The following is a 17,603-nucleotide window of genomic DNA, read 5'->3' on the forward strand; positions in this document are numbered from 1 at the left end:
CTTCTGCGCATGGAACGTCTCATCTGCCTTCTCGGTCTCGTGGTGTTCGTGGCGCTGGCGTGGGCCATGTCGTCGAACCGGCGGTTGTTTCCGTGGCGCACGGTGGTGAGCGGACTGGCGCTGCAGGTGACGCTGGCGTGGCTGATTCTCGGCACGCAGGCGGGGAAGGCGGCATTTGTGTATGTGGATCGCGGGTTCAACCGGTTGCTGGGTTTCGCCAATGAGGGCGCAGCGATGGTCTTCGGCCCGCTGGCGAATGAGAAGCTCATGACGGAGAAGCTGGGGGAGGGGAACGCCTTCATCTTTGTCATCACGGTGACGGGCACGATCGTGCTGGTGTCGGCGCTGTCTTCGCTGTTGTATCACTACGGCATCCTGCAGTTTGTGGTCAAAGGCATGGCGTGGGTGATGCGCCGTGTCATGGGCACCAGCGGTAGCGAGACGCTGGCCGCCGCCGCGAACATCTTCATGGGCCAGACCGAAGCGCCGCTGGTGGTGAAGCCCTATCTCGCGCGCATGACCCGCAGCGAGCTGATGGCGCTGATGGTGCCCGGCATGGCGAGCATCGCCGGCGGAGTGCTGGCGGCCTATGTGGGCCTGGGCATCCCGGCGACGCACTTGCTGACGGCCTCCATCATGAGCGCACCCGCAGCGCTGATGATGGCGAAGATCATCCTGCCCGAGACGGAGAAGAGCGAAACGATGAGCGGCGCGAATGCGGAGATCGAGCGCGAGTCTGTCAACGGCATCGACGCGATGTGTACGGGCGCCAGCGACGGCGTGAAGCTGGCAATCAACGTGATGGGCATGCTCATTGCCTTTGTCGCGATGGTGGCGCTGATCAATTACACGCTCTCCTTCGGCCTGCGCTTCGTCGGTGTGAACGAGCCGCACCCGCTGCAAACCGTGCTCGGCTGGGTCAATGCGCCCTTTGCCTGGCTGATGGGTGTGCCGTGGCAGGACTGCCTCACCGTGGGCGGCATTCTGGGCGAGCGCATCGTGTTGAATGAGTTCATCGGCTACCTCTCGCTCAAGGAGGCGCGGGCCGCGCTGGACCCACGCAGTTACGCGCTGGCGACGTATGCGCTGTGCGGCTTCGCCAACTTCGCCAGCATCGCGATTCAAATCGGCGGCATCGGTGCGCTGGTACCGGAGCGCCGGGAAGAACTGGCGCAGATCGGCCTCAAGGCGATGATCGGCGGCCTGCTGGCCTGCTATTGCACCGCTTGTGTCGCGGGATTGCTGCTGTGAATCTGGAAGCGGGGGTTGATGGTTGAGAGTTGATGGTTGATAGCCAGAAAGTCGAGCCAAACGCCCGCCAACGGTTGCTGTTCCGACCATCAACCATCAACTATTCACCATCAACTCATCGTGCCCGACCCCAGCGGCCTCAACGTCACCGATCTGCACTTCGCCTATTCAGGCGACGGGTTTCGTGTGCAGGTGCCGCGGCTCGAACTCGCCGCTGGCAAGGCATTGGCACTGGCTGGGCCGAGCGGGGCAGGGAAGTCCACCCTGCTGCGTCTGCTCACCGGCCTGCTGACGCCGACGGCAGGACAAGTCCGCTTGGGTGCGACGCAGATGGATTCGCTCAGCCACGAACAACGCCGTGCCTTCCGCCTTCAGCATATCGGCCTCGTGTTTCAGGACTTCGCGTTGCTCGATTACCTCACCGTCACCGAAAACATTCTTCTGCCGCATCAGTTTCGCGGTGATGTGGGCACTCCTGCCCGAGCGAAGATGCACGACCTCACCGAGCGTCTGCACATCGGCCAATACCTCAACAAACGTGTCTCCCAGCTCTCCCAAGGCGAGCGCCAACGTGTCGCCGTCGCCCGTGCGCTGGTGCATGAGCCGAAGTTTGTCTTCGCCGATGAACCCACCGCTTCGCTCGATCCGGCACGCGGACGCATCGTGGTTGATATGCTGCTCGAAGATGCGCGCAAACGCGGCACGTGCCTGGTGATGGTCACGCACGATCCGAATCTGCTGCCGATGTTTGATCAAACCGTGCGCATGGAGGACTTCGCCACCGCATGAGCGCCGCTTTCCATCTCGCGGCGCGTTATGTGCTGCGGCATCGCATTCAAAGTGCCCTGCTCGCCGGAGCGCTCGGTCTCGTCTTTGCACTGCCGCTGTGTTTGCGCGTCTTGATCGAGCATGCGCAGCAGGAACTCCGTGCGCGTGCCGCCGCCACGCCGCAGATCGTCGGCACGCGCGGCAGCGCGCTGGATCTGATGATGACCGCGCTCTATTTCAAACGCGAAAACCTCACGCCGCTGCCATTCGATGCCTTGGCGGAACTCCGGCGCACAAAATCAGCCCCCGCCATCCCGCTGCACCTCCGCTATCAAGCGCAGGGAGCACCCATCGTCGGCACCGAGCTCGAATACTTCACGTTTCGCGGCCTCAAACTCGCAGCCGGCAAACAACTCAGCCGCTTGGGCGATTGCATCGTCGGTGCCAACTTCGCCAAGCAGCGTGGACTGCATCCCGGTGGCCATGTGTTCTCCTCACCCGAGCAAGCCTTCGACATGGCGGGCGTCTATCCTTTGAAGATGCGCATCGCAGGCGTTCTCGCCCCGAATGGCACGCCGGATGACGAGGCCATCTTTGTTGATTTAAAGACCACCTGGCTCATCGAAGGACGTTCGCATGGCCATGACGACCTGAAGCAGGATGCGGCCGTCGTGTTGCAGCAGGAGGAGGGCAACATCGTCGGCAACGCCGCCGTGCGCATGTTCAACGAGGTCACCGATGCCAACCTCGCTTCGTTCCACTTCCACGGCGACATCGCCACCTATCCCATCAGCGCCATGATCGTGCTGCCCAACGATGCCAAAGCAGAGGCGCTGCTCGCTGGACAGTTTGCCCGCTCCAAAGACAAACAGCTCATCCGGCCACGCGATGAAATGGAGTCGCTGCTCGCCCAGCTCGTGCGGCTCGAAGGCTTCGCCGCCAGTGCGCTGCTCCTCACCGCCACGGCGGCCTTGTTCGTCACCGCGCTCGTCTTTGCGCTCTCCTTCCGCTTGCGCCAGCGCGAATTCGCCACGCTCGAAGACGTGGGCGTCTCGCGTCTCTCGCTCATCACGGTCAAAGTGCTCGAAATCGCCTTCGTCGGCGTCGCCGCGAGCGTGATCGGGCTGCTGCTGCTGCTGCTCGCCTCTGAAGTGGCTCCGCATCTCCTGCGCTGGGCGCTCTAACTCCATTTTTTCATGTCCGACACTCTCGACGCCCTCATTTACGCCCTTGATGTTAACCCCGACATCAGCACCGAAGGTCGTGTGCTCTTCCTGCGCGCGCAGGAGCATCCCGCCCTCGAACACTTCGCCGGACGCCTCGTGTGTCAGCAGACATGGAAACCACGCGCCAAGGAACTCGAAGCCGCCGGTCATCGTGTCGAACGCGAAGCCCATGGATTGTTTGATCTCGTGCTCGTGCTGCCCGATCCGCAGCGCGATCTCATGGTGGGCGATCTCGCCCGTGCGCACGATCATCTGGCACCCGGCGGTCTCCTGATGGCCGCACAGCACAACGATGCTGGCAGCAAGCGCTGCGAGCAGCACCTGCGCGAAGTGGCTGGCGGCGCGGAATCGCTCTCCAAACATCACAGCCGCGTGTTCTGGGCCACCAAAGACGAAACCAAGCCCTGGAAGGCCGATTTGCTCGAACGCTGGCGTCAGGGTGCCGCCATGCGCCGCATTCTCGACGGTCGTTTCTGGTCACGGCCCGGCTTGTTCAGTTGGGATCGCATCGACGGCGGCTCCGCGTTGCTGGTGCAGCATCTGCCGCTGACTTTGGCCGGCGACGTGGCCGATCTCGGCTGCGGCTGGGGCTTTTTGAGCGATCACCTGCTGCGCAACTGCCATGACATCGACTCGCTCGACATCTACGACGCCGACGGCGACTGCTTCGAGTGCGCACGGCGCAATCTTGGCCTCATTCCCACTCGGGTGAAGGCGAAACCACGCTGGCATGATGTCACCACCGGCCTGGAGCGGGTGCAATACGACGCCATCGTGATGAACCCGCCCTTTCACGAAGGCAAGGATGCTGATCCGCTCATCGGCATGAAGTTCATCGCCGCCGCCGCCCAAGCCCTGCGCCCCGACGGCCAGCTCTGGCTCGTTGCCAACCGGCAACTGCCGTACGAGAACCTGCTGACCGAAACTTTTGCGAACGTGGAGAAAATCGTCGAGACCGGCGGCTACAAGGTTTTGCAGGCAACCCAGCCCAAGGTGAAGCCCGTGTTTCAGCGTCGCGGCAAGCGCCGCCGGTGAATCCAAAAGAGAATGCGAAACGCCGGAACAAAGCGTTTGCAAACGCATCGCCCAACACCATAATCGCGGCCCTTCCGCAAGGAAGGAATGGGTAGGTGCCCGAGCGGTTAAAGGGGGCAGACTGTAAATCTGCTGGCTTACGCCTACGCTGGTTCGAACCCAGCCCTACCCACCATTCTCACTCTGAGTGAGTTACGAAGAAAAGCCTCGCTGAACAAGCGGGGCTTCTTTTTTCGCTCATGGCCGAAGTTAGTGGCTCAGAGCGGGGTGAGGTTGAGGAAGCCGAGGAAGAAGAGGATGCGTGAGCGGTAGTCGGCGAAGTTGCCGAACCCGCGTGCGGCGGCTTTGAGTTGCTGGATGTGGCTGTTGAAGCCTTCACTCAAGGCATGGGTGATGCGGTGGATGAAATAGTTGAGCAGGAGCGCACGAGTATCCGCATGGGCGATGACGGTCGCGTGCCCATCGCCGGGCAGCGTTACAAAGTCAGCGCAGCTTCTCGGACACGGCTCGTGCATTGCCTGCACACCAACGGCTCGACCAGCATCCTGGCAAACAAGCCCGACAAAAAGCAGCGTCCACAACTGTTGTTTCACCTCGGTCCGAAGCTCGTCTGAAAAAAACGTCCCGCTTTGAGTGCTACACGACAATGGCTTTCATCCATCAATGACACGCACAGGTGCCGCAGCCTTTGCTTTTCAGACCTGCGAGTTTCCGCTCGATCTCCAGTGAGGTCGGAGTGATCGCCAAACCGCCGAGGGAGGTGCAGCGGTGCTCGCGCGGCATGGATGCAGAGACGTGCTTCGCGGCGTCGATGACTTCATCGAGCGGGATGAGCGGATCGAAGTTTGCTAAGGCCATGTTGGCACAAGAAAGTGCGTTGCTGGCGGCCATGACGTTCTTGCCGAGGCAAGGTGCTTCGACACGATTGGCGATGGGATCGCAAATGAGGCCGAGCATGCTCTGAAAGGCCATGGAGGCGGCGGCGATGGCCTGATCTCGCGTTCCGCCAGCAAGTGTGATGAGTGCCGCCGCCGCCATGCTGGCCGCAGAACCGCCCTCGGCCTGACAACCGCCAACTTCTGCCGCAAACGTCCAGCGCGTGGCGATGAAGACACCGATCAATCCGGCAGCGAGCATCGCCTTGGCCATTTCGTCTTCGTTTTGATTCATCGCCTCCGCCATGCCGATCACCGCACCGGGCAGCGCCGCACAGGCTCCAGCCGTCGGTGCGGCGACGATGACGCCCATGCTGCTCTTCACTTCCATCAGCGCGGTGACGTAAAGCACGATGCGGTTCAAGGCACCGCCATCGAGGAGACGACCTGCGTTCATGAGTTCGGCAAAACGTCCGCTTTGATGATGTAGCACGCGGTCTTCGTAACTCGTGCCTGCGATGCCACTGGCGATGGATTTGCGCAGGATGCGGATGATGGCGATCATCTTGTCGATGACTTCGAGCTCGGTGAAATTGCCGCGAGCACGCTCATACTCGATGGCGAGCTGCCAGAGCGGGGTGTTTTGGCTGCCGTCGTGTTTCAGCATCTCCGTGCAGCTCGTGAAGGGCACACGCATGTCTTTGCGTGATGGCACCGGAAGCACCGGAGAGAGCCGTTTGACTGAAATAGGGCTGGATAGGTCGGATGGGACGAATGTGTTGGCTTTGATCTGCCAGAGCACGGTGTCGCCCAAATCGTGTTGGATGACTTCATCGGCCGCAAAGGCCGCTGCGGTGCCTTTGGGGAGCCAAATCAGCGTCTCGTGATAACCGCCGTCCATGTGCAGCGCCACGCCGTCGATACTGAGCACCTCCATCATGCCGCCACCGGTGGAGATGGCGATGAGCGAGTGTTCCTCCCGGTTATTCTTCAATTTCAGCCGATACGTGTTCGGATGCGGGTCTCCCACATCCACAGTTTCAATCCGCAGGCGCACACCCGCATCTGCCAGCGCCTTCGCCGAGTCCGGCAGCCGTTCATCATCCGCTTCCCAGCCCAGCAAGCCGCCAAACAGGCCCATATCACTGCCCTGGCTCTCATGCGTGGTCGGTAGCGAGCCTGCGCGATCAAACTCGACGAGCACATCCGTGATCTCGCCGTCCATCAAGTCACGTGCCAGCCTGCCGATGCGTAATGCCGCCGCGCAGTGCGAACTCGATGGCCCGCGCATCACGGGGCCGATGACGTCGTTGAAAATGGAGACGGTGTTCATGGTTTCGTTTGGTGGATAGGGGCGATGTTCGTGGGCTTAAGCAAACGCATTTCAGCGAGTTTGGCGGCATGCTCGGGCTTCGTGGCGAGGTTGGTCCATTCGTGCGGATCGGTTTAGGCCTGGATGCCCTTCCTCCACTGCTCGTGCTTCTGAATGTGCGCGAAGTAGCGATTCCCCGCGAGTCGCTGGCCTGCGGGTGGCAAATCATCGACATCATCCGACTTGTAGCCGGGAGGAAGCTGGATGCTTTCGAGCGGAAACGGCTCGAAATACTGCTTCGGCACAAACCACGGCTCATGCGGCCGGTAAATGCCGCAGGCGAGGAAGAAGGGCTTGTCGTGCTGGCGCTGGAGTTGCTCGCCAATCCACTTCGTCACCGCCCAATCGCCGCCAAACTGTTCATCGGTGACATCCAGCGCGGCCCAGTCGGCCTCGACGTATTGCCAGTCACCGGCACGCGGCAGGTTCACGGGCCTTTTCGCGGGATAAAACGTGTGCGGGAAGGGATTGTCCTTCGCTTTGGCCGGGAAGTAATCATCCCACGACGGCGGATCGATGATGTAGTGCAGCATCTTGCCCGAGCCCGCGCTCCAGTAGCCATGATTGGAAAAGTAGCGCGGCAGCAGCTCCGCCTCCGGCATCACCTCGCGCATCTTTTGCAGGTTATGATAAAGCCCGGAGCGATGCGGCGGCTGACCGCTGAAGATCGCCGTCCGCGAAGGATTGCACGAAGCCGCCGCCGTGTAGGCATTCCGAAACAACACGCCACTCGCCGCCAACCGGTCGAGATTCGGCGTCTTCGTCTGCGGATGCCCGCCAAGGCAGCCGATCCAGTCATTGAGATCATCCAGCGCGATGAAAAGCACGTTGGGCTTCGACGCATGGAGCAGGGAGCACGGCGCAAGGAGCCAGAAAAGGGCGATGACGAGTTTCACAAACCTGATTCTGCCGCAAACAGCACGCCGCGTCTTGACAAGATTGTCGGCGCAGAGCGGTGAATCAGGCACAGCGCAGCGCATGGATCAGCTCACCCACCTTGTTGATGAGGTCCTGCATCTGCCGATGAGCAGCAATGGCAGGCATTCAGATTATCCCAGTATCTCTCGCACAACATTTCCGTAGAGGTCAGTCAGCCGCATGTTCCGGCCCCCGAAGCGGTAGGTGAGCTTTCGTGATCGAAGCCGAGGAGGTGCAGCACGGTGGCGTGCCAGTCGTGGATGTGGACTTTGCCGGTGACGGCTTCGTAGCCGTGCTCGTCGGTCTCACCGTGGGAGTGGCCGGCCTTCACCCCGCCTCCGGCCATCCAGAGCGTGTAGCCTTTGTGGTTGTGGTCGCGGCCATTGCCATCGGGTGAATACGAAGTTCGGCCGAACTCACCGCCCCAGATGACGAGCGTGTCTTTGAGCATGTCGCGTTGTTTGAGATCGGCCAGCAGGCCCGCGATGGGTTTGTCGGTTTGGGAGCAGTTTTGGCCGAGCGCGGTCTGGATGTTGGCGTGCTGATCCCAGGAACCGTGACCGAGCTCGATGAAGCGCACGCCTGCCTCGGCAAAGCGCCGTGCGAGCAGGCACTGGCGGCCAAATCCATCGGTGGGGTCTTCATTGATGCCGTAGAGCGCGAGTGTCTGCGGAGACTCCTTGCTGAGGTCCATCACGCCGGGCACCGCATCCTGCATGCGAAAGGCGAGCTCGTAGCTCTCGATGGCTCCTTCGATGAGCGGCGCATGCGTGTCTTGCGCGAGCTTTTCGCGGTTCAGTGCATTGATGAAGTCAATCTGGCGACGCTGCTGCGCGTCGGTGAGGTGTTCATTGCGGAGGTGGGCAAGGCCGTCGGTGTTCACCTCGCCACGGCGTTTGATGTCGATCATGCGGTTGCGCTGGCTGCTGTCGCTGATTTGAAACTTCGTGCCCTGATAGGCGGCGGGCAAAAAGGCGCTGCCGTAGTTTTGCGAGCCGCCATTCGCGCTTGGCGGATTGATCGTGATGTAACCGGGCAGGTTCATATTTTCCGTGCCAAGACCATAAAGCGTCCAGGCACCGAGGGATGGCCGCACAAACTGCGACTCGCCCGTGTGCATCTGCACGAAGGCCTGGGCGTGGCTGGGCTGGTCGCAGGTCATGCCGCGCAACAGGCAGAGGTCGTCCGCGTGCTGCGCCACATTTGGAAACGCCTCGGAAATCCACAGCCCGCTCTGTCCGCGCTGCTTGAACTCCCAAAGTGACGGCATGAGCTGCGATCCAGCATAGCGTGAGGGTTTGCCCGCATCGGCGATAAGTCGCGGTTTGTAGTCGAAGGTGTCGAGATGCGATGGCCCGCCTCTCATGCAGAGAAAAATGACCCGCTTGGCCTTCGGGGCGAAATGCGGCTGCTTGCTGGCGAGGGGCGATGTAGCCGCCGCAGCGAGGCTTTGGAACGCGAGATAGCCAAAACCCGCCGAAAGCGAACGCAGCGCCTCCCGGCGAGTGACGGCAGCGGAGCGATTGAGGCAGAATGAGTTGGGTTTCATGAGAAGAAGGGTGCTGGAATCAATCCACGACGACAAACTCCGCCGCGCAGAGAAGGGATTGGGCGAGTGTGATGAGTGCCTCGCGCTGGGATTGCGTTCTGGGGCCTTCGAGGCTCGCTTCGATCTCGAATGAGAACGCGTTGGCGAGTTCACGCTCCTTGGCGATCGGTGGACGACCGAAGGTAGAGAGCCAGGCGTGATCGAGCTGCTCAAACACGGTGAGTTTGCCGAGGCGGTCGGCAAAGGCTTCCGCCTGCTGCCGGACGAAGGCGGAGTTCAGCGCGTGCAGTGCCTGGAGCGGCACGGTGGTCGTTTCGCGTGCGCCCATGACGTTGCTGGCGTCCGGTGCGTCATAGAGTTCCATCATCTCGGGCAGCACGCTGCGCACACGCGGCAGATACACACTGCGCACGGGCGCTTCGATCTTGCGAATCTCCGGCTCGAACACAGCCTGGCCCACCGTTCCTTCGCCTGCGGCGGCGATGAGCGGCTTTGCGGGCCGGGCGAGGTCGAGCTTGCCGCTCACGGCGAGCATGGCATCGCGCACCGCCTCGGCTTCGAGACGGCGCGGACTCATGCGCCAGAGAAGCAGGTTGTCGGGGTCGTGGTCGAATTTGTCTGCATCAAAGGAGGATGCCTGCTGCCAAGTGCGCGTGAGCACGAGTTCGCGGATGAGCGATTTCAGCGACCCTTTGTGCTCAATGAGGCGCAGGGCGAGAAAATCGAGCAACTCGGGATGCGTGGGCTTGTCACCCGTGAATCCAAAGTCGTCCACGGTGCGGACCAAGCCTTGTCCAAAAAGCCAGTGCCATGCGCGGTTGGCGATGACGCGGGCTGTCAGTGGATTGCGTGGGCTGGCGAGCCAGTCGGCGAGTTGCAGGCGTCCGCTGCCTTCACGCAGACGCAGCACGGGAGGTGAGGATTGCGGATGCAGCGCATGCAGAAAGCCGGGCGTGACGGGAGCGCCGGGCTTGTCCAGCTCGCCACGTTCGAGGATGCGTGTCTCCAGCGGTGCATCGCGGTCCTGCACGCCCATGACAAAAGTGAGCGGGTTGCCCTGGGCATCGTAGGATTGCATCAGAGCCTCGCTTTCATCCCGCTGTGTGCGTGAACGCCGCAGCATCGCACGCGTGACACCATCGCCACCGCGAATCGTGCGCATGATGTCATCCATCTTCTGCGCGGCGGCCTCGCGCTCGGCTTTCATGTCCGCGAGCTGCTGCGCGGTCAGAGCATCGCGTCCCACAGGCAAACCCATGCCGGTGACATCGAGCAGCGTGGAATACTGCCGCGACTGCGCCTTGATGAGGCCGTAGTGCGTCTCCGTGTTCCGAAAAATGGCAGCGAGCGCATAGTAGTCCGCCTGCGGGATGGGATCGGTCTTATGATCATGGCACCGCGCACATGAAACGGTGAGGCCGAGGAAAGCGCGAGTGGTCGCATCAATCTGCTCATCCACCAGATCGGCAAAAAACTTCCGGTCTTCGACCTCGCCGACGAGTTTTTGACCCACGGCGAGGAAACCCGTGGCGACGAGGTTTTGCGCCCACTCCTTGTCCGACGAGATCGGCAACAAATCACCCGCGATCTGCTCTCGGATGAAGCGGTCGAAAGGCTTGTCCGCATTCAGGTTATCAATGACATAGTCTCGATAGCGCCAGGCATGGAGATGGATGCCATTGGCGTCACCGCCGGTGGATTCGGCAAAACGGGCGACATCGAGCCAGTGCTGGCCCCAATGCTCGCCGAAGCGTGGTGACTTGAGCAGCGAGTCCACGAGCGCTGCGATGGCGGTTTGATTCAGCTCAGGTCCGATTTCGCGATTCCAGTGCTCCATTACGTCCGCAGCAGGCGGCAGCCCGCAGAGCGCGAAGAACAAGCGGCGCACGAGTACGCGTGGTTCCGCTGCTTTCGACTGTGACAGGCCTTTTTTCTCCTGCGCTGCCAAAATGAAGCGATCCACCGTGCCGAGTGGCCATTCGGTGTTTTTCACCACCGGCGACGAAACCGTCGCTGGCGGACGAAAAGACCAAAACACCTCCTTTTTCGCACTCTGCTGGGCGAGACAGGTCGGTGCGGCGAGCAGGGTCAGCAGAAGCAATCGTTTCATGGTGTGAGCGTGGTAGATTTCGAGGGCGGACGCTTGGGTTTCACGGCAATGGGCGCATCGCTTTCCTCCTGGGCCGTGATGAGATTCAGCTCCGTGATCTGCCCTTCCTTCACGACGAGATGCGCCCTCGCACCACCCTGCCGCACCGCATCAAAAGCCGGATTCGACAACCCGCCGCTCAACTCGATGCCCACCAGCAAATCCTGCGTGCGCCGTGCCAGTGTGGCGGAGGTGATGAGCGCCTTGTCTGCGAGTTTTTGCGTCGTTTCACTGCCTCCGTCGCGCATCGCGCCGCCCTTGCCCTTTCCTTTGCCCATGCCGCCACGCATCATGCCCCCGCCAGCATCATCACGGGTGTAAGTGACTGAGTTGCCGCGCACCGCCGTGAGGGTGGCGAAGAAGCCGCCGCCCTCCGTGGCAGCCACTGGCGCGGTATTGCTCGCTACCGGAGTGGCGTTCGTGCCGAAGGGCGCACCCATTTCGATCCACTTTTTGAAATCCGCCAGCACCGACGCGGAGAGCCGTTCACGCGGCGGCATTTGCAAGTCGTCATCCGCATAGGTCATCGAGAGATAGAGCAGGCTCTTCGAGGCATCACCGGGCACGAGCGAGGGGCCGCTGTCACCACCCGCAATCAGTGCCGCGTGGGAGTCCACCGCGAGCCCGCCCTTCATTTTGCGCCCGGTCTGATGGCAGTTGAAGCACTTCTGCTGAAGCACAGGCAGGATTTTCTGATTGAAGAAGTCCGCGCTGGCAGCCTGGCCTCCCTTGGCACCAGTTGGCGTCTGACCCGTCGGCGTGTTCGGAGGCACTGCTGGAGCCGGTGCAGGCGTCGGAGGCCCGGGAGGCATGAAGCGGCCTTTGCCCTTGCCCTTTCCCTTTCCTTTGCCAAAACCTCCTCGCATGACCGGTGGGGGAGTTTCACCCGGCTTTTCTGGAGTCGGCTCCTGACCAAGCACCTGCATAGTGGTGAAGGTCAGAAGCAGAATGGTGGTCGTCGTTTGCGTCATGAAGCCATCTTGCAGACGGAAAATGACGTGAACATGATGCGCCGGGAGAAAACAAACGATCACACCTCCGCCCCCGCCATCATGTTCGCGTCATCTTTCTTCGCCATGATGCACAGTGCCTGATTCCCGCTTTTGCAGCGGCGGCGAGCGGGCTAGGCTTCCCCATGCGCATCCTTGTCGTCGAAGATTCCAACCGCCTCCGCGAGTCCATCGTGCTCGCGCTGCGGCGCAGTGGTTACGCCGTGGATACCACGGGCGATGGACGCGAGGGCCTGGAGATGGCGGAGGATCACCCTTACGATGCCGCCATTCTGGACATCATGCTGCCTTCGCTGGATGGCGTCAGCATCCTCAAGACGCTGCGTGGAGCGGGCAATCGCACGCCCGTCATGTTCCTCACTGCGAAGGATGCTGTTTCCGATCGTGTGACCGGTTTGCGCAGTGGAGCCGATGACTACCTCGTCAAACCCTTCGCCCTGGAGGAACTGCTGGCCCGGGTGGAGGCGCTGTGCCGCCGTGGTTATCAAAAAGCCGCCAGCGAGACCACTCTGGCCGATCTTACCCTCGATTCGACGGCGAAAACGGCCACACGAGCAGGTGTGGCGCTCGACCTCACCGCTCGTGAGTTTGCGCTGCTGGAGTATCTCATGCTGCGTGCCGGCCAGATCGTCACGCGCACTCAAATCGAGGAGCACATCTATGACGATCTCGTTTCGCCCATGAGCAACGTCGTGGACTCTGCTGTGTGTGCGCTGCGCAAAAAAAATCGCCGTGAGTGAAGATTCGCTGCCGCTGATTCATACCCGGCGCGGACAGGGCTATGTGATGGAGGCGCGTCCCGCATGAGGTCCATTAAACAACGCCTCATGCTCTGGCTGCTCGCCGGATTGGCCGTGCTGTGGTGCGCTACCGGCGCGGGCATCTATTTCAGTGTCAGGCACAGTTTGTATCAATCCATCGACACCGCACTTGCCTTGGATGCACGACTTGCCCGCTTCACCACGCTCGGCGATTCCGACTCCGAGGATGGCACGGCGCGAGGTCGAGGTCAGCGATTGCAAGATCGTCTGGCGGACTACCACGACCCTCAAGGCCGCTCATTCTACCAGGTCTGGAACAGTCAAGGCGAGGTCAGCGAGCGCTCCGAGAGCCTCGGTGATGTCACGCTGCCCAAACTGGACATCTCCGGCAATGATCCTGTGTTTTCATCCACAGTGCTCGCCGATGGCCGCGCGGTTCGACTCATGAGCTTTCGCACGGCGGCAGCAGGCGGCGGTGGACCGAAAGGCAAGGGCAAGGGGCGTCACGGTGCAGGCTCCAGCCTCATCGCTTTAGCCAAGGAAACCTCGGAGATGGAGGGAACGCTTGCTTCATTGCTCGGTGGCATCGGCATCGCGGGCCTGCTCGCGGCAGCGGGCACGTTCTTCCTCGTCACCATGGCTCTGCGTCATAGTCTGCGCCCCTTGAAGACCCTAAGCGAGCAGACACGAAACATCGACGCGCCATCGCTGAACGCACGCTTCGATGCCGCGCCTGCTCCCGCCGAATTGCAGCCGATTTATGCGGCCCTCAATGAGCTGCTGCACCGTCTTGAGCAGGGATTTGAGCGTGAGAGACGCTTCAGCGCCGATCTCGCCCACGAAATGCGCACGCCCGTGGCGGAACTCAAGATGCTCGGTGAGGTCGCATTGAAATGGCCTGATCAGACTGATCCCGAGCTTCCGGCTCACACGCTCGCCATTGCCTCGCAACTCGAAAACCTGATCGAAGCCCTGCTCACGCTCGCCCGGCTCGAATCCGGTGAGACGGCCCTCCAACTCTCCACTGTCGATCTTAGCGCCCTGTGTCACGAATGCCTGCAACCCTGCGCTGAAAAGGTGGAAGCAAAGCAGCTCGAACTTCACCTTCGCTCGGAGCCCGGACTCACGATGGAAACCGATGCGCGGCTGCTACGCATCATCCTTTCCAATTTGCTCACCAACGCCGTGGAATACGCACCCGCATCCACCCGCATCGAGATCCAACTCGATCCCGGCAGCATCACCATCGCCAATGCCGCGCCCGAGCTGACTCAAGAAGACCTGCCGCATTTGTTCGACCGCTTTTGGCGTGCTGAGAAGTCACGCAGCAACAGCGCCCATAGCGGCCTCGGCCTCTCGCTCGCACGGCAGTCAGCCAGCGCCATCGGTTTTCGGCTCGACGCATCGCTGTCTGGCGGCGTGTTGAGTTTCACGCTGAAAAAATGCTGAGACATCACCTTCGCGTCATTTTCGCGAGTCATCATGGGCCTGTGACTGAAACAACCCGGTCACACCAACGCACCATGAAGAAAACACTCATCACACTCATCGCCGCCGCGCTCGCAGTTTCCATCCCCGCCGCCTTCGCCCACGGTGGAGCCCGCATGAATGCCGCAGCCGGTCAGGACAACCCTCCAGAAGCCGGTCCCGGAGCCATGCACGGCAAAGGAAAAGGTAAGGGGAAGGGAAAAGGCGGCCCCGGTCGCGGCGGCAAAGGCATCAAGGGCGGCATGCCGGAGCAGGATTGATGCTCGCTGCATCTTCGCCCACAAAGACCCATGGCAAGCCGCGTCAGACCTGACGCGGCTTACCTACCTATTCGCTGGTCAGCCACCGCCACATTTTTGCCGAGGAAAGTTTCGCTATTGAGCTGCCGCGCGCTCACGCGCGTCTCATGGACGACTGCGACCGGTGGTTTTCGATTGTTCGAGCAACGCCTGAAGCTCCTTCACGATCTCCGGCTTCTTGGAGTAAAGATTCGTCGTCTCGCCGGGATCGGTGGCGAGATCGTAGAGTTGGGCGGGAGCTTCTGGATCGGCCTCGGGCAGGGCAAAGGGCTTCAGATCGCCTTTGTCGTAGTTGTTTCCGCCGGAGCCGCGGTGGGCGATGTATTTCCACTGACCGCGACGAATCGAAAGCGTGCGCTGTCCGCCAAAGGCCTGGGTGAGCAGATAAGGCCGGATCGGAGCGGTGGCGGTGCCTTCGAGAGCAGGGAGCATGTTGAAACTGTCTTCCGCAACATCGCGCGGCAATTCGGCGCCGGTGATCGCCGCCACGGTGGCCAGGATGTCCGTGAGGCAGAGGGTTTGATCGCTGGTGGTGCCCGCTTTGACCTTTCCAGGCCAGCGCACAATGAAGGGCACGCGATGGCCTCCTTCCCAGGCGTCGCGCTTCATGCCGCGCCAGGGTTTGGCGGCATCGTGACCGTGGTCGGAGCGCATGTGGAGGACGCTGGTGGTTTCAGGTCCGTTGTCGCTGGAGAGAAGGACGAGCGTGTTGTCGGCGATGCCGAGCTTTTCGAGGTGTTTTGTTAACTCGCCGACGATGTGATCGAGTTCGTGAATGAAATCGCCATGCGGCCCGGCGCTGGTTTTGCCTTGGAATGCCTTGCCTGGAAAGGACGGCAGATGCACGGCCTGCGTGGCGTGGTAGAGGAAGAAGGGCTTCTCTGGTGAGGTGCGATGGTGTTCGGCGATGAACTCGCGACTCTTGTTCAGGAAGATCATGTCCACCTCCTCCATCGGGAAATCCGGCGCGAGCATGCCTGCGCGACAATCGTTCGCGTAAGGGTGCTTGGGCAGCGTCGATTTGTCGAGACGACCCGTCGGCGGCACGGGAATGCGGTCACCATCAATGAAGGCATAAAGCCAATCCGTCGTGGGACAACAGGCGGTGCCGAAGAAGCGATCGAAGCCATGATCCAACGGGCCACCTTCAATGCGGCGTGAGAAATCAATGCGCTGAGCGTCCTCGAATTTACCACTGTGAATCGGTGCACCCGCCTTGTCGCGAAACGTGAAGCCCACATGCCATTTGCCGACTGCCGCGGTGGTGTAGCCTTGCTTCTTCAGCATCGCCGGAAGCGTGAGGCGACCCGGTGCGATTAGCGATGGTCCGCCAGCGCCCTGGAACACCGTTCCTCCATTCGGCACGCGAAACGCCATCTGTCCCGTCATGAGGCTGTAGCGCGACGGTGTGCAAACCGTGGCCGGGCTGTGCGCATCGGTGAAACGGAGGCCTTCGCTGGCGAGATGGTCGATGTTCGGCGTCGGAACTTTCGACTCGGCATTGTAGCAACGCACATCGCCGTAGCCGAGATCATCCGCGAGGATGAGGAGGATGTTGGGGGGCACTGCCATCAGCCCTGAGCAGGTCGCGAAGATAAGGAGGCCGCTGAGGGTAGGTTTCATGCGTCGGATTGGATGGCAAAAATAAGTGCGGCAAAAAATGGGGGAGGCTTTTGTGTTTATATTTTGCCACCCATATTCGTTGCCATCAATTCAGTGCTCCATTTTATGTCACTCCACTCACTCATCGCCGCTTATCTCGTTTTAATGTCGTGCGCGGCCGTGGCTCAGAGCCCGATACCTCGTGGTGAGGAGGTCTATTCGGTGGAGCGCTGGGGTGCCAAAGGCTTCCCGGCGGATGACACGGCAGCGATTCAGGCTGCGCTGGATTTCGCACGCGTGACGCCGTGCGTGCTGTTCTTTCCGGCGCAGCGCTACCTCGTGCATCAAACACTCACGATCACCAACCCTGGCCGCACTCGCGCCTCGGCACCCACGCTTCGCGGACGTGGATCGGAGTCCACGAGCATCGAGTTTCGCGGTGGCTCGGGGCCGCTGTTCGATGTGACGGGCCTGAGGGCTGCGGGGCAGTTTCTGCATGATTTGTCATTCGAAAAGCTCCGGTTAGTGGGCCGCAGTCGCGATACGGATGAGCACGCGATTCAAATGATGGGCTGTTACGCGCCGAGCATCAAAAATGTTTCCATCACCGGCTTTGGCGGCGATGGCATTCGGGTGATTGGCGATCTGAAGATCGATGCGAATCCAGACTTCACGGCAACCATCTTTCTCGCCATCGAAGGCTGCACCATCAGCCGCATCGGCGGCCTCGGTTTCCGCGATCATCATCCCATCGGCTGCCCGAGTGTGTCCATTGAGCGCAGTGTCTTCAACATGTGCGGCGCGGGAGGTGCGCTGATCCGCAGCGCGGGTTTCGTGGTGGATCGGTCGGCGTTCGCCGGTTGCGGCTGGAGCGGCGAGACCACGCTGGTGAACGCCGCCGGCATCGGGCTGCAAATTCATGCTCCAGGAGGCAGCGTGTCACGCGGGCTGCTGCGTGCGTGCGAGTTCGACACGAATCGCGCCGAGCATCTGCGGATGGATAACTTCGCAATGGCCCGCCTGGAGAACAATCGCTTCATCTACCATGATCGCTACGCCATGGGCTTCCTTTGTCCGCCCATCGGGGCCAACATGGCTCCCCTCGGCCCGAACTCCGTGCTCACCGAGATCGTCATTGATGGGCTGTTTCATCGCATCGACCAGCCAGGCACCGCCGTGGGAATCAAGTGGTCCAACTCCGCCAACGTCGATGAAACCTCGATCGAAGTCGTGCGAACCCGCACCACGAATGCGCCCAAGGCCAACTTCACGGCTGTGGAGGGAAAGCCATGATGCAGGC

At 61.3% G+C, this 17,603-nt stretch carries 14 protein-coding genes, 1 tRNA gene and 2 pseudogenes; 10 read left to right on the forward strand and 7 right to left on the reverse strand.

The annotated features are described in order from the left end of the window. The first annotated feature begins 9 nt into the window (after positions 1 to 9). From ACKVY0_RS00430 to ACKVY0_RS00450, 5 genes are all read left to right on the forward strand, one after another. Entirely contained in the window at positions 10 to 1,251 is a 1,242-nt protein-coding gene (locus tag ACKVY0_RS00430) for a NupC/NupG family nucleoside CNT transporter (RefSeq protein WP_409212806.1), read from the forward strand. A 120-nt stretch (positions 1,252 to 1,371) separates the two neighbouring features. Then, a complete protein-coding gene (locus ACKVY0_RS00435) occupies positions 1,372 to 2,040 on the forward strand; it encodes an ATP-binding cassette domain-containing protein (protein ID WP_409212807.1) in 669 nt (222 codons plus the stop codon). Next, positions 2,037 to 3,203 (forward strand): FtsX-like permease family protein, encoded by a 1,167-nt coding sequence (locus tag ACKVY0_RS00440; RefSeq protein ID WP_409212808.1) that lies wholly within the window; start codon positions 2,037 to 2,039, stop codon positions 3,201 to 3,203. The genes ACKVY0_RS00435 and ACKVY0_RS00440 overlap by 4 nt, the downstream gene beginning before the upstream one ends. A 12-nt stretch (positions 3,204 to 3,215) precedes the next feature. Beyond that, entirely contained in the window at positions 3,216 to 4,280 is a 1,065-nt protein-coding gene (locus ACKVY0_RS00445) for a class I SAM-dependent methyltransferase (protein ID WP_409212809.1), read from the forward strand. A gap of 89 nt (positions 4,281 to 4,369) precedes the next feature. Beyond that, positions 4,370 to 4,455 (forward strand) — tRNA-Tyr (locus tag ACKVY0_RS00450). 82 nt (positions 4,456 to 4,537) lie between these two features. On the opposite strand, the gene ACKVY0_RS00455 is transcribed toward ACKVY0_RS00450, so the two are convergent. Beyond that, positions 4,538 to 4,663 (reverse strand): transposase, encoded by a 126-nt coding sequence (locus ACKVY0_RS00455; protein ID WP_409212810.1) that lies wholly within the window; start codon positions 4,661 to 4,663, stop codon positions 4,538 to 4,540. Between the two features lie 3 nt (positions 4,664 to 4,666). Between ACKVY0_RS00455 and ACKVY0_RS00460 the strand changes: the two genes are divergently transcribed. After that, positions 4,667 to 4,894: a hypothetical protein gene (locus ACKVY0_RS00460; RefSeq protein WP_409212811.1), complete on the forward strand. Its 228-nt coding sequence runs from the start codon at positions 4,667 to 4,669 to the stop codon at positions 4,892 to 4,894. A gap of 46 nt (positions 4,895 to 4,940) precedes the next feature. On the opposite strand, the gene ACKVY0_RS00465 is transcribed toward ACKVY0_RS00460, so the two are convergent. The 5 genes and pseudogenes from ACKVY0_RS00465 to ACKVY0_RS00485 form a co-directional block, all read right to left on the reverse strand. After that, positions 4,941 to 6,488 carry an L-serine ammonia-lyase, iron-sulfur-dependent, subunit alpha gene (locus tag ACKVY0_RS00465; protein WP_409212812.1) on the reverse strand — a complete coding sequence of 516 codons (1,548 nt, stop codon included), beginning with the start codon at positions 6,486 to 6,488 and terminating at the stop codon, positions 4,941 to 4,943. A 119-nt stretch (positions 6,489 to 6,607) separates the two neighbouring features. Further along, positions 6,608 to 7,378 (reverse strand): annotated as a pseudogene (locus tag ACKVY0_RS00470) (sulfatase-like hydrolase/transferase); the annotation flags it as partial. A 198-nt stretch (positions 7,379 to 7,576) separates the two neighbouring features. After that, a pseudogene (locus tag ACKVY0_RS00475) lies at positions 7,577 to 8,994 on the reverse strand (DUF1501 domain-containing protein). A gap of 19 nt (positions 8,995 to 9,013) precedes the next feature. After that, positions 9,014 to 11,104, reverse strand: a complete 2,091-nt coding sequence (locus ACKVY0_RS00480; RefSeq protein ID WP_409212813.1) for a DUF1549 and DUF1553 domain-containing protein — start codon at positions 11,102 to 11,104, stop codon at positions 9,014 to 9,016. Then, positions 11,101 to 12,114 (reverse strand): c-type cytochrome domain-containing protein, encoded by a 1,014-nt coding sequence (locus ACKVY0_RS00485; RefSeq protein ID WP_409212814.1) that lies wholly within the window; start codon positions 12,112 to 12,114, stop codon positions 11,101 to 11,103. The genes ACKVY0_RS00480 and ACKVY0_RS00485 overlap by 4 nt, the downstream gene beginning before the upstream one ends. Positions 12,115 to 12,278: 164 nt before the next feature. On the opposite strand from ACKVY0_RS00485, the gene ACKVY0_RS00490 reads away from it, so the two are divergent. From ACKVY0_RS00490 to ACKVY0_RS00500, 3 genes are all read left to right on the forward strand, one after another. Continuing rightward, entirely contained in the window at positions 12,279 to 12,893 is a 615-nt protein-coding gene (locus ACKVY0_RS00490; protein WP_409212815.1) for a response regulator transcription factor, read from the forward strand. 87 nt (positions 12,894 to 12,980) lie between these two features. Further along, on the forward strand, positions 12,981 to 14,363 hold the full coding sequence (locus ACKVY0_RS00495) for an ATP-binding protein (protein ID WP_409212816.1): 1,383 nt from the start codon (positions 12,981 to 12,983) through the stop codon (positions 14,361 to 14,363). Between the two features lie 74 nt (positions 14,364 to 14,437). After that, positions 14,438 to 14,662, forward strand: coding sequence for a hypothetical protein (locus ACKVY0_RS00500; protein ID WP_409212817.1), 225 nt, complete (start codon positions 14,438 to 14,440; stop codon positions 14,660 to 14,662). Between the two features lie 144 nt (positions 14,663 to 14,806). Here the strand turns inward: ACKVY0_RS00500 and ACKVY0_RS00505 are convergent, their stop codons facing one another. Beyond that, positions 14,807 to 16,324: a sulfatase-like hydrolase/transferase gene (locus ACKVY0_RS00505; protein ID WP_409212818.1), complete on the reverse strand. Its 1,518-nt coding sequence runs from the start codon at positions 16,322 to 16,324 to the stop codon at positions 14,807 to 14,809. A 105-nt stretch (positions 16,325 to 16,429) separates the two neighbouring features. On the opposite strand from ACKVY0_RS00505, the gene ACKVY0_RS00510 reads away from it, so the two are divergent. After that, positions 16,430 to 17,596 (forward strand): right-handed parallel beta-helix repeat-containing protein, encoded by a 1,167-nt coding sequence (locus ACKVY0_RS00510; protein WP_409212819.1) that lies wholly within the window; start codon positions 16,430 to 16,432, stop codon positions 17,594 to 17,596. Positions 17,597 to 17,603: the final 7 nt, after the last annotated feature.

Origin of the sequence: Prosthecobacter sp. (assembly GCF_046154365.1) — a bacterium.
Taxonomy (GTDB): Bacteria; Verrucomicrobiota; Verrucomicrobiia; order Verrucomicrobiales; family Verrucomicrobiaceae; genus Prosthecobacter.

Excerpts from the sequence above, each read along its gene's own strand:
- ACKVY0_RS00430 (WP_409212806.1), top strand. The coding sequence starts at position 10 with ATGGAACGTCTCATCTGCCTTCTCGGTCTCGTGGTGTTCGTGGCGCTG.
- ACKVY0_RS00440 (WP_409212808.1), top strand. The coding sequence starts at position 2,037 with ATGAGCGCCGCTTTCCATCTCGCGGCGCGTTATGTGCTGCGGCATCGC.
- ACKVY0_RS00445 (WP_409212809.1), top strand. The coding sequence starts at position 3,216 with ATGTCCGACACTCTCGACGCCCTCATTTACGCCCTTGATGTTAACCCC.
- ACKVY0_RS00460 (WP_409212811.1), top strand. The coding sequence starts at position 4,667 with ATGGGTGATGCGGTGGATGAAATAGTTGAGCAGGAGCGCACGAGTATC.
- ACKVY0_RS00465 (WP_409212812.1), bottom strand. The coding sequence starts at position 6,488 with ATGAACACCGTCTCCATTTTCAACGACGTCATCGGCCCCGTGATGCGC.
- ACKVY0_RS00480 (WP_409212813.1), bottom strand. The coding sequence starts at position 11,104 with ATGAAACGATTGCTTCTGCTGACCCTGCTCGCCGCACCGACCTGTCTC.
- ACKVY0_RS00485 (WP_409212814.1), bottom strand. The coding sequence starts at position 12,114 with ATGACGCAAACGACGACCACCATTCTGCTTCTGACCTTCACCACTATG.
- ACKVY0_RS00490 (WP_409212815.1), top strand. The coding sequence starts at position 12,279 with ATGCGCATCCTTGTCGTCGAAGATTCCAACCGCCTCCGCGAGTCCATC.
- ACKVY0_RS00495 (WP_409212816.1), top strand. The coding sequence starts at position 12,981 with ATGCTCTGGCTGCTCGCCGGATTGGCCGTGCTGTGGTGCGCTACCGGC.
- ACKVY0_RS00500 (WP_409212817.1), top strand. The coding sequence starts at position 14,438 with ATGAAGAAAACACTCATCACACTCATCGCCGCCGCGCTCGCAGTTTCC.
- ACKVY0_RS00505 (WP_409212818.1), bottom strand. The coding sequence starts at position 16,324 with ATGAAACCTACCCTCAGCGGCCTCCTTATCTTCGCGACCTGCTCAGGG.
- ACKVY0_RS00510 (WP_409212819.1), top strand. The coding sequence starts at position 16,430 with ATGTCACTCCACTCACTCATCGCCGCTTATCTCGTTTTAATGTCGTGC.